The 11,208-nt window shown below is 68.6% G+C and carries 9 protein-coding genes; 6 read left to right on the plus strand and 3 right to left on the minus strand.

Annotated elements, in window-relative coordinates; translation table 11 throughout:
• Positions 1-167: 167 nt before the first annotated feature.
• The gene (locus tag BKN37_RS22750; RefSeq protein WP_071029210.1) at positions 168-1,562 is read right to left on the minus strand and encodes a cystathionine beta-synthase; all 1,395 of its coding nucleotides are present in this window, start codon (positions 1,560-1,562) and stop codon (positions 168-170) included.
• Positions 1,563-1,609: 47 nt separating this feature from the next.
• On the minus strand, positions 1,610-2,662 hold the full coding sequence (locus BKN37_RS22755; RefSeq protein ID WP_071029211.1) for an alpha/beta hydrolase fold domain-containing protein: 1,053 nt from the start codon (positions 2,660-2,662) through the stop codon (positions 1,610-1,612).
• Between the two features lie 194 nt (positions 2,663-2,856).
• On the opposite strand from BKN37_RS22755, the gene BKN37_RS22760 reads away from it, so the two are divergent.
• The 3 genes from BKN37_RS22760 to BKN37_RS22770 all read left to right on the plus strand — a co-directional run bounded on the left by BKN37_RS22760 (position 2,857) and on the right by BKN37_RS22770 (position 6,106).
• A complete protein-coding gene (locus tag BKN37_RS22760; RefSeq protein WP_071029212.1) occupies positions 2,857-3,825 on the plus strand; it encodes an SGNH/GDSL hydrolase family protein in 969 nt (322 codons plus the stop codon).
• A 98-nt stretch (positions 3,826-3,923) separates the two neighbouring features.
• The gene (locus BKN37_RS22765; protein WP_071029213.1) at positions 3,924-5,141 is read left to right on the plus strand and encodes an acetyl-CoA C-acetyltransferase; all 1,218 of its coding nucleotides are present in this window, start codon (positions 3,924-3,926) and stop codon (positions 5,139-5,141) included.
• 116 nt (positions 5,142-5,257) lie between these two features.
• The gene (locus tag BKN37_RS22770) at positions 5,258-6,106 is read left to right on the plus strand and encodes a hypothetical protein (protein WP_071029214.1); all 849 of its coding nucleotides are present in this window, start codon (positions 5,258-5,260) and stop codon (positions 6,104-6,106) included.
• Positions 6,107-6,231: 125 nt separating this feature from the next.
• Here BKN37_RS22770 and BKN37_RS22775 read toward each other — a convergent pair whose 3' ends face one another.
• Entirely contained in the window at positions 6,232-7,092 is an 861-nt protein-coding gene (locus BKN37_RS22775) for a Bax inhibitor-1/YccA family protein (RefSeq protein WP_071029215.1), read from the minus strand.
• A gap of 143 nt (positions 7,093-7,235) precedes the next feature.
• Here BKN37_RS22775 and BKN37_RS22780 point away from each other — a divergent pair, with 143 nt between their 5' ends.
• Genes BKN37_RS22780 through BKN37_RS22790 form a run of 3 tightly spaced genes read left to right on the plus strand, consistent with a single transcriptional unit; the run spans position 7,236 to position 10,751 of the window.
• Positions 7,236-8,273 carry an enoyl-CoA hydratase/isomerase family protein gene (locus tag BKN37_RS22780; protein WP_071029216.1) on the plus strand — a complete coding sequence of 346 codons (1,038 nt, stop codon included), beginning with the start codon at positions 7,236-7,238 and terminating at the stop codon, positions 8,271-8,273.
• 10 nt (positions 8,274-8,283) lie between these two features.
• Entirely contained in the window at positions 8,284-9,057 is a 774-nt protein-coding gene (locus tag BKN37_RS22785; protein WP_071029217.1) for an enoyl-CoA hydratase, read from the plus strand.
• Between the two features lie 8 nt (positions 9,058-9,065).
• On the plus strand, positions 9,066-10,751 hold the full coding sequence (locus tag BKN37_RS22790; protein ID WP_071029218.1) for an alpha/beta hydrolase: 1,686 nt from the start codon (positions 9,066-9,068) through the stop codon (positions 10,749-10,751).
• The last annotated feature ends 457 nt before the right edge of the window (positions 10,752-11,208 follow it).

The raw sequence follows: 11,208 nt of genomic DNA on the forward strand, positions 1-11,208 counted from the left end.
GTAGTTACCAGGGGGCGGCGGAGGCGGCTGGTTGGTCACGTGAACACCCTTTGCTGCTCGGAACGAGATCCCGGTGGATCGGGCGGTCCCAGACACTACCCGACGGCGGCGCGCGCCAGTGCGGTTTGCCGCCGAAGCTGTGCGGCGCGTCGCTCGGCGCTCCCCCGCTAGCGCCGACGGGCGCCTTCGGACAAGAACCCGAGCAGATCGTGGCGGGTGATCACCCCGACGGGTTTGCCCTCCTCGACCACCATCACCGCGTCCTGCTCCCGCAGCGCCTTGGCGGCCGCGCTGACCAATTCACCGGCCCCGATCAGCGGCAGCGGCGGGCTCATGTGTTGGGCCACCGCGTCGGCCAGGCTGGCGCGGCCCTCGAACACCGCCGACAACAGTTCCCGTTCGGAGACGCTGCCGGCCACCTCACCGGCCATCACCGGCGGTTCGGCCCCGACCACCGGCATCTGCGACACCCCGTACTCGCGCAGGATGCTGATCGCGTCGCGCACCGTCTCCGACGGGTGCGTGTGCACCAGGTCGGGCAGCGCACCGGATTTTCCGCGCAGCACATCCCCGACGGTGGGTTGTGCGGTCGAGCCGTCCAGTCGGGTGCGCAGGAAGCCATACGACGACATCCAGGCGTCGTTGAAGATCTTCGACATGTAGCCGCGGCCGCCGTCGGGCAGCAACACCACCACCAGCGCGTCGGGCCCGGCGCGTTCGGCGACCCGCAGCGCGGCCACCACCGCCATCCCGCAGGATCCGCCGACCAGCAGCGCCTCCTCCCGGGCCAGCCGCCGGGTCATGTCGAACGAGTCGGCGTCGGACACCCCGATGATCTCGTCGGGCACCGCGGGGTCGTAGGCCGCCGGCCAGAAGTCCTCGCCCACCCCCTCGACCAGGTAGGGCCGGCCGGTGCCGCCGGAATACACCGAACCCTCCGGGTCGGCGCCGATGATGCGCACCGCGCCGCCGGACACCTCCTTGAGGTAGCGGCCGGTGCCGGTGATGGTGCCGCCGGTGCCGATGCCGGCGACGAAATGGGTGACCTTGCCGTCGGTGTCGGCCCAGATCTCCGGGCCGGTGGTCTCGTAGTGGCTGTCCGGGCCCGCCGGGTTGGAGTACTGGTCGGGTTTCCAGGCGCCGTCGATCTCGGTGACCAGCCGGTTGGACACGCTGTAGTAGCTGTCCGGGTGATCCGGCGGCACCGCGGTCGGGCACACCACCACCTCGGCGCCGTAGGCGCGCAACACATTCTGTTTGTCTTCGCTGACCTTGTCCGGGCAGACGAACACGCACTTGTAGCCGCGGTGCTGGGCGACCAGCGCCAGGCCGACCCCGGTGTTGCCGGAGGTGGGTTCGACGATCGTGCCGCCGGGTTTGAGCTGCCCGCTGGCCTCCGCGGCGTCGATCATCTTGATCGCGATGCGGTCCTTGGAGCTCGCGCCGGGGTTGAGGTATTCGATCTTGGCCACCACCCGACCGGACCCGGGCGGCACGACCGAGTTCAGCTGGACCAGCGGGGTGTTGCCGATGAGTTCACTGATGTGGCGCGCGATCCGCATGGCTACATCGTCGCAGGTGCGCTCAGCCGCACCGCGCCCGGCGCTAGCTAGCCGGTGGCTTCCCGGATGTATTCGCCGATCTGCCGCAGCGAGCGGGTCGCCTCCGGCACCAGTGGCGCGGCGAGCTGGAACACGTGCATCTGGCCGGGCCACACCCGCAGCTCCACCGGCACCCCGGCCGCGGCCAGGGTGCGCGCGGCCAGCCGGGCGTCGTGCAGCAGCACCTCGGACCCGGACACGTGGATCAGCGTGCGGGGCAAGCCCGGTTCGACGTGGTCGAGCGGTTCGAGGATCTGTTCGGGGCGCCCATCGACGACGTGCCCGCGCGCCGCCCGGGCGATCAGGTCGACGAACGCGTCGAACGCCTTGGCCGGGAACATCGCGTCGGTGCGAATGTTGGGATGCGCCTGCTTGGGCGCCTTGTCGATCTGCATCAGCGGCGACATGCAGGCGATCGCCGCGGGCTCTTCACCCTCGTCGAAGAGACGTTCGGCCAACGCCAGCGCAAGGTAGCCGCCGGCGGAGTCGCCGGCCAGCACGATTTGGTCGGCCGGATAGCCCTGCTGACGCAGCCACTGATACCCGTCGTAGCAGTCGTCGATGGCCTGGCCGATCGAATGCTTGGGCAGCATCCGGTAGTTCACCACCAGCACCGGGCTGTCGGCATACTGCGACAACTTGGTGACCAGCCGACCGTGGGTGTTGGCGCCGCAGGTGATGAAGGCGCCGCCGTGCAGGTAGAGCACCACGCGGCGGGTGCCGTCGGCCGGCAGCACCCCGGGGGCACGGACCAGCTGGGCGGTGCACTGCGGCAACCCGATGGTGGCGCGGATGGTGCCCGCCGGCGGAAGCACCGCGCGGGCGGCGATATCGAGGACGCCCCACGGCCACGGCGCGTGCGGCAGGTAGCTACCGATGGACAAGGTTGGCCGAATGGTAAGACGAGCGGCCAGCCAGGCGAGTCGACCGGCGATCCCGGCCCGATCCTCGACGACCTCGACGGGGGCTCCGTCGCTGACTGGATACCGACGGGTTCTGAGCGTCCCACCTGGGCTGATACAAGCACGGGGCGGGTCGGATACCTCAATGACTGCGGTCATGGCCAACTCCCTACGCCGTTGTAGTGGTGCAAACCCCCGAGGCCGACTTGGCCAACCCCGGTAACTTAGCGTGACATCTTTAAGAATTTCAACAATCAAAGAGTCTGTTTCGATACCGGTTTTGTTCCACTCCGTAATCCCGCTGTTCCGTTGCGTTCAGACCCGCTGGCGACGCGCTACCTAAACTGGATTACGTGCAGATTCGGGCTCCGCGACGATCCACGATCGCACTGGCCGCAGCGGGTGCGCTGGCCTCGACGGGCACGGCGTACCTGGGTGCACGCAACCTGCTGGCCGGCCAGGCGATCCAGGCCCGCCAGGTGATCCCTAAGGCCTGGGACATCCCGCCGCGGGCCGACGGCGTGTATTCGCCCGAGGGCGGACCGGTGCAGCGCTGGGAGCGCGGGACGCCCGTCGACCTACACCTGATGATCTTCGGCGACTCCACGGCCACCGGGTACGGCTGCCGCAGCGCCGAGGAAGTCCCCGGGGTGCTGATCGCCCGGGCGCTCGCCGCGCACACCGGCAAACGGATCCGGTTGAGCACCAAGGCGATCGTCGGCGCCACCTCCAAGGGGCTCTCCGGCCAGGTCGACGCGATGTTTGTGGCCGGGCCGCCGCCGGATGCCGCGGTGATCATGATCGGCGCCAACGACGTCACGGCCCTCAACGGGGTTTCCCGCTCCGCGCGTCGGCTGGGTGCCGCGGTGCGCCGGCTGTGCGCCAGCGGCGCGGTGGTGGTGGTCGGGACCTGCCCGGATTTCGGGGTGATCACCGCCATCCCGCAGCCGCTGCGGTCGGTGGCCCGCACCCTCGGGCTGCGGCTGGCCCGCGCTCAGGCCGCCGCCGTCCGCGCCGCCGGCGGGGTGGCGGTGCCGTTCGCCGACCTGCTGGCCCCCGAGTTCCTGCACGACCCGGAGCTGTTGTTCTCCGAGGACCAGTACCACCCGTCGGCGGCCGGTTACGCCTTGGCGGCCAACCAGTTGTTCCCGGCGCTCTGCGAAGGATTGGGTGAACACGCCGCCGGCGGCCTGCCCGAGTTGCCGTGGGCGCCCACCGATGCGCGCACCGTGCCGCGCCGCACCCGGCTGCTGGCGATGTCGCGGCTGCGGCGCCGACCCACCACCGGGGTGCCCGCGCCCGTCGTCCCCGCCGACCGGTAACGGTCGTCTCCGGAGCCCCCTAGTTCGGCCCGGTTGGTCGCCGGACTAGATTCGGGCCAGCGGTTCTACCTGAACCCACACCGCGAAAAGGAGCCGTCGTGCCGGAAGCCGTCATCGTCTCAACTGCTCGTTCGCCGATCGGCCGGGCCGGCAAGGGCTCGCTGGTCAGCATGCGGCCCGATGACCTGGCCGCCCAGATGGTGCGCGCCGCGCTGGACAAGGTGCCGGCGCTCGACCCACACCAGATCGACGACCTGATGATGGGCTGCGGCCAGCCCGGCGGGGCCGCCGGCTACAACATCGGGCGCGTGGTCGCAGTGCAGCTCGGCTACGACTTCCTGCCGGGCACGACCGTGAACCGGTACTGCTCGTCGTCGCTGCAGACCACCCGGATGGCATTCCACGCGATCAAGGCCGGTGAGGGCGACGCGTTCATCTCCGCCGGGGTCGAGACCGTCTCGCAGTTCGGTATCGGTGCCGCCGACGGCGCCCCGAACAGCAAGAACCCGCTGTTCGATGACGCCATGGCCCGCACCGAGGCCGCCGCGGCCGGTGCCACCGAATGGCACGACCCGCGCGCCGACGGCAACCTGCCCGACATCTACATCGCGATGGGCCAGACCGCCGAGAACGTCGTGCTGCACACCGGGATCAGCCGCGAAGACCAAGACCGCTGGGGGGTGCGCAGCCAGAACCTCGCCGAGGAAGCCATCAAGAACGGCCACTTCGCCCGCGAGATCTCCCCGGTCACCCTGCCCGACGGCACCACGGTGAGCACCGACGACGGCCCGCGGCCGGGCACCACGTACGAGAAGGTCAGCCAGCTCAAGCCGGTGTTCCGGCCCAACGGCACGGTGACCGCCGGCAACGCCTGTCCGCTCAACGACGGCGCGGCGGCCGTGATCATCACCAGCGATGTGAAGGCGCGCGAGTTGGGGCTGACCCCGCTGGCCCGCATCGTGTCCACCGGGGTGTCCGGGCTGTCCCCGGAGATCATGGGTCTGGGCCCGATCGAGGCCACCAAGAAGGCGCTGGCCAACGCCGGCATGTCGGTGTCCGATATCGACCTGTTCGAGATCAACGAGGCGTTCGCGGTGCAGGTGTTGGGCTCGGCCCGCGCGCTGGGCATCGACGAGGACAAGCTCAACGTCTCCGGCGGGGCGATCGCGTTGGGCCACCCGTTCGGGATGACCGGGGCCCGCATCACCGCCACGCTGCTGAACAACCTGCAGACCCACGACAAGACGTTCGGTGTGGAGACGATGTGCGTCGGCGGTGGCCAGGGCATGGCAATGGTCATCGAGCGGCTGTCGTAATTGCGTTGACTCTGCGCTGACCAGGCACCCTACTCGCACTTTTGCCTGGTAGACGCAGAGTCAACTGCTGACTGGTCCTCATCGCTAGGTGCTGGCAGCATGCCCGCATGGGGGACATGGGGAGACAGCCATTTATTGGTAGCGAGGCGCTTTCAGCGGGGCTGGTCAGCTGGCATGAGCTGGACAGGTACTACACGGCAATCATGCCGAACGTCTACCTGGACAAGCGCATCACGCCGCCGCTGCGGCAACGCATCTTCGCGGCCTGGCTGTGGTCGGGCCGCCAGGCGGTGATCGCCGGACTCGCCGCCTCGGCGCTGCACGGCGCGAGATGGGTCGACGATAACGCGGTAGTCGAGTTGATCTGGCGCAATGCCAGGGCGCCGAACGGGGTAAAGACTCGCGACGTATTGCTGCTCGACGGCGAAACCCAGCTGTTCGGCGGGATGCGGATGACCACCATCGAGCGCACGGCCTTCGACCTGGCCAGGCGTGGAACCTTGGGCCAGGCGGTCGCCAGACTCGACGCGCTGGCCAATGCCACCCACTTCAAGATCGACGATGTTGTGGAGGTTGCCAAAGCGCATCCTCATACCCGCGGGCTGCGCCAACTGAAAAAGGCCCTGGACCTTGTCGATGCCGGTGCGCAGTCGCCGAAGGAAACCTGGTTGCGGCTCCTGCTTATCAACGCCGGGTTTCCCAAGCCGCAGACTCAGATCCCTGTGCTCGGCCCCGACGGCTACCCGCGTTACTTCCTCGACATGGGCTGGGAGGACATCATGCTGGCCGTCGAATACGACGGCGACCAACACCGCACCGATCGTCCACAGTTCGTGAAAGACGTCGCACGGCTGGAGTACATCCAGGGCCTCGGCTGGACCCACGTCAAGGTGCTGAGCGAGCACCGCGGCGGCGACGTCATCCAGCGGGTTCAGCGTGCCTGGGAAGTCTTGACCAAGCATTGACTCTGCGCTGACCAGACCCCTTACTCGCACTTTTGTCTGGTGGACGCAGAGTCAACGAAAAAGCCTGACAACGAAAAGGCCCGGCACCTGCGGGTGCCGGGCCTTTGTCGTAAGAGCGTCCGCGACTAGTCGCTTTGGAAGTAGCTGAGCAGACGCAGGATCTCCAGGTAGAGCCAGACCAGGGTCACGGTCAGGCCCAGCGCGATCCCCCAGGCGGCCTTCTCGGGGGCGCCGGCGCGGATCATCTGGTCGGCGGCGTCAAAGTCGATCAGGAAGCTGAACGCCGCGATCCCAATGCACACCAGCGAGAAGATGATGGCCAGCGGCCCACCGTCGCGCAGGTGCATGCCCGCGCCGCCGCCGACGCCGAACATGCCCAGCACCAGGTTGCCGAGCATCAGCACCAACACGCCGAACATGCTGGCGACGAGCATCCGGGTGAACTTGGGCGTGACGCGGATCGCCCCGGTCTTGTAGACGACCAACATGCCGAAGAACACCCCGAGCGTGCCCAGCACCGCCTGCCCGATCAGGGCCCCGGCGTTGGTGCTCGACACCGCGAAGTTGGCGAGCAGGAACGAGATGGCGCCCAGGAACATGCCCTCCAGGGCGGCATAGCTCAGCACAATCGCCGGGCTGTCCTGTTTGCGCCCGAAGGTGGCGACCAGGACCAAGCCCAGGCCGCCGAACGCACCGATGAAGGTGAGCGGACCGGCCAGCGCCTGGTTCATCGCCACCAGGAAGTAAGAGACGATGGCGACGACGGTCAGCACCCCCAGCGTGATGCCGGTCTTGGTGACGACGTCATCGATCGTCAGCGGGCGCGCAATACGCCCCTGCTGAGCGACGTAAGGGTCGGTCTGATACCCCTGATAGCCCTGGTGTATCTGCTGGGCCGCGGCACCGGCAGCGCCGGTCCCGAACTGCGCGTACCCGCCCTGCTGCTTCGGCAGCGAACGAAATACCGGGTTGCTGGTCTCCCGCACCGTCGGATCCTCTCTAGTTCCATCACTTGAGGTGTGCGAACACACGATCAACGATCAGCGGCCCGGGCAAGTTCCCTGGCCATTCACAGATAAACCTTACCCGCGGGCGGGCGCACACGGGTAGGGATCTAGATTGCGAAGGCGTGGCTGCCGAATCCGACGAGGTCCTGACCCGCATCGATAATGGTGTGGGGGTTTTGACCCTGAATCGACCGAAGGCGATCAACTCGCTGACCCAGACCATGGTGGACGCGATGCGCGCGGTGCTCACCGACTGGGAACACGACGACGCGGTGCGCGCGGTGGTGCTCTGCGGTGCCGGAGAGCGCGGGCTGTGCGCGGGTGGCGACGTGGTGGCGATCTACCACAGCGCCAAAGCCGACGGGTCCGCGGCGCGGCGGTTCTGGTACGACGAGTACCTGCTGAACGCCGCGATCGGCCGGTTCGCCAAACCGTACGTCTCGGTGATGGACGGCATCGTGATGGGCGGCGGGGTCGGTGTCGGGGCGCACGCCAACACCCGGGTGGTCACCGACACCTCGAAGGTGGCGATGCCCGAGGTCGGTATCGGGTTCATTCCCGACGTCGGCGGCACCTATCTGCTGTCCCGGGCGCCGGGATCGCTGGGGCTGCATGCGGCGCTGACCGGCGCGCCGTTCTCCGGCGCCGACGCCATCGCGCTGGGATTCGCCGACCATTACGTGCCGCACGCGGCCCTGGCCGACTTCACCGCGGCGATCGTCGCCGACGGGGTGGACGCCGCGCTGGCCGCGCACGCCATCGAGCCACCGCCCAGCACCCTTGCCGCGCAGCAGGACTGGATCAACGAATGCTACGCGCATGACACCGTGGCTGAGATCGTCGCCGCGCTGGGCGACCACGGCGGCGAAGACGCCGCGGCCGCCGCCAAGCTGATCGCCACCCGTTCGCCGGTCGCGCTGGCGGTGACGTTGGAGTCGGTGCGCCGGGCGGCCAAGCTCGACACCTTGGAAGCCGTTCTGGCCCAGGAGTATCGGGTGTCGTGCGCCTCGCTGCGCTCCCACGACCTGGTGGAGGGCATCCGGGCGCAGTTGGTCGACAAGGACCGCAACCCGACCTGGTCGCCGGCCACGCTGGCCGAGGTCAGCACCGCCGACATCGAGGCCTACTTCGTGCCCGCCGAACCCGACCTGACCTTCTAAGGAGACGCCAATGACCTACGAAACCATCCTGGTAGACCGTGACGGCCGGGTCGGCACCATCACGTTGAACCGGCCGCAGGCCCTGAACGCGCTCAACAGCCAGGTGATGGCCGAAGTCACCAGCGCCGCAGCAGAACTCGACGACGACCCAGACATCGGCGCCATCATCATCACCGGAAACGCGAAGGCGTTCGCCGCCGGCGCCGACATCAAGGAGATGGCCGAGAAGTCCTTCGCGGACGTGTTCGCCGCCGACTTCTTCGCCGCCTGGGGCAAGCTGGCGGCGGTGCGCACCCCGACGATCGCCGCGGTGGCCGGCCACGCGCTCGGCGGCGGCTGCGAGCTGGCGATGATGTGCGATCTGCTGATCGCCGCGGACACCGCGAAGTTCGGCCAGCCCGAAATCAAACTCGGGGTGCTGCCCGGCATGGGCGGCTCGCAGCGGCTGACCCGGGCCATCGGCAAGGCCAAGGCGATGGATCTGATCCTGACCGGACGCACCATCGACGCCGCCGAAGCCGAACGCAGCGGCCTGGTCTCCCGGGTGGTGCCCGCCGACGATCTGCTCACCGAGGCCAACAAGGTGGCGGCCACCATCGCCGGAATGTCGCTGTCCGCGGCCCGGATGGCCAAGGAAGCCGTCAACCGCGCCTTCGAATCCACCCTGACCGAGGGGCTGCTCTACGAGCGCCGGCTGTTCCACTCGGCGTTCGCCACCGACGACCAAACCGAGGGAATGGCCGCGTTCGTCGAGAAGCGACCGCCGAACTTCACCCACCGGTAGAGGCCACCTTGGGCGAATCAGCGACGGCCACCGCCGAACCGGAAACCCCGGCCCCGCCCCGCAAAGCCTGGTGGATTCGGCACTACACCTTCACCGGCACCGCGGTCGGTTTGGTGTTCCTGTGGTTTTCGCTGTCGCCGTCGCTGCTGCCCCGCGGGCCGCTTTTTCAGGGGCTGGTCTCCGGCGGGTCCGGTGCCGCGGGCTACGGCCTGGGGGTCTTCGCCGTCTGGCTGGTGCGCTACATGCGCTCCAAGGAGTCCAGCCCGCCCGCACCGCGCTGGGCGTGGTTGGTGCTCATCGCCGTCGGCGCCGTCGGTCAACTGGGGATGGCGATCTGGTTCCACGTGTGGCAGGACCATGTGCGGGACCTGATGGGGGTGCCGCGGCTGAAGCGGCTCGATTACCCGCTTGCCGGGATCCTGTCCGTGGTCGTGTTGTTCGTACTGGTCGAGATCGGCCAGCTCGTCCGCAGACTGATTCGCTTCCTGGCGCGCCAGCTCAATCGGGTTGCGCCGCCGCGGGTCTCGGCGGTGGTGGCGGTGGCGCTACTGGTGACGCTGACCATCGCGGTGCTCAACGGTGTGGTGATCCGCGGCGCGATGCGGGCGATGAACAACACCTTCGCCTCGGTCAACAACGAGATGAGCCCGGACACGCCGCGGCCGTCGACGCCGCTGCGTTCGGGCGGGCCAGGGTCGCTGGTGTCGTGGGAGTCGCTGGGCCACCAGGGCCGGATCTTCGTGGCCGCCGGCCCCACCGTCGCGCAGCTCAGCGAGTTCAACCGGGCGCCGGCGACGCAGCCGATCCGGGCCTACGCCGGGCTGCATTCCGCCCCCGGAATCAAGGAGACCGCCGCCGTGGCGGCGCGCGAGCTGCAGCGCACCGGCGGGCTGAACCGCGCCGTGGTCGCCGTCGCCACCACCACCGGAACCGGCTGGATCAACGAAGCCGAAGCCTCGGCGTTGGAGTACATGTACAACGGCGACACCGCGATCGTCAGCATGCAGTACTCGTTCTTGCCGAGCTGGCTGTCCTTCCTGGTGGACAAGGAAAACGCCCGCCAGGCCGGGCAGGCGCTGTTCGAGGCGGTCGACGCGCTGGTACGGCAAATGCCGGAATCCCAGCGGCCCAAGCTGGTGGTGTTCGGCGAGAGCCTGGGCTCGTTCGGCGGCGAAGCCCCGTTCATGAACCTCAACAATGTGCTGGCCCGCACCGACGGCGCGCTGTTTTCCGGGCCCACGTTCAAAAACACCATCTGGACCGACCTCACCGAGAACCGCGATCCCGGCTCCCCGGAGTGGCTGCCCATCTACGACGACGGGCGCAGCGTCCGGTTCGCGGCCCGGCCGTCGGACCTCAACCGCCCCGCGGGCCCCTGGGGCACGCCGCGGGTGGTGTATCTGCAGCACGCCTCCGATCCGATCGCCTGGTGGGATCCGGGCCTGCTGTTCAGCAAACCGGACTGGCTGCGGGAGACGCGCGGCTACGACGTGCTGCCGGAGATGCAGTGGATCCCGGTAGTGACCTTCCTGCAGGTGTCGGCCGATATGGCGGTGGCGGTTGACGTGCCCGACGGTCACGGGCATCGCTACGTCGCCGACGTCGCCGACGGCTGGGCGGCGGTGCTGCAGCCGCCGGGGTGGACACCGGAGAAGACGGCCCGGCTGCGGCCGTTGCTGCAAGCGCCCGAGTAGGGGGGTTGTAACGCGGCGCGGCACGACGTCGATGAGGTAAACGTCAAGGGTCATTTAGGTGAACGGCCGGTAACCGCGGGAGGAGCGATCGATGCGCTGGGCGATGTCATCTGGTCTGAGGAGCGGAATCGGGAAGGCAGTGGCGGTGGGCGCGTTGGTCGCTATCCCGGCGCTGAGTCTGGCCACCCCCGCGGGTGCCGACCCCCTTCCCACGAACCCGAACGATCCTAGATGCGCCCAGTTTCCTTGGCTTGCCGTCTGCCAGGGCGGTCCGTGGGGGGACGACGACGACACCAACGCGGGTAACAACGCGAATAACAACATGCATTCGCCTACCGGGCCGGCCGATCCCGCATGCATAAGCAACCCGACCGGCGTATGCGTCGGCGGTCCCTACGACCCCAATCCGCCCGCTGCCCCGCCCAGCAACAACCCGGCACCGCCGGCGACCCCGCCC

The sequence above is a fragment of the Mycobacterium talmoniae genome (genome assembly GCF_001854525.1).
Taxonomy (GTDB): domain Bacteria; phylum Actinomycetota; class Actinomycetes; order Mycobacteriales; family Mycobacteriaceae; genus Mycobacterium; species Mycobacterium talmoniae.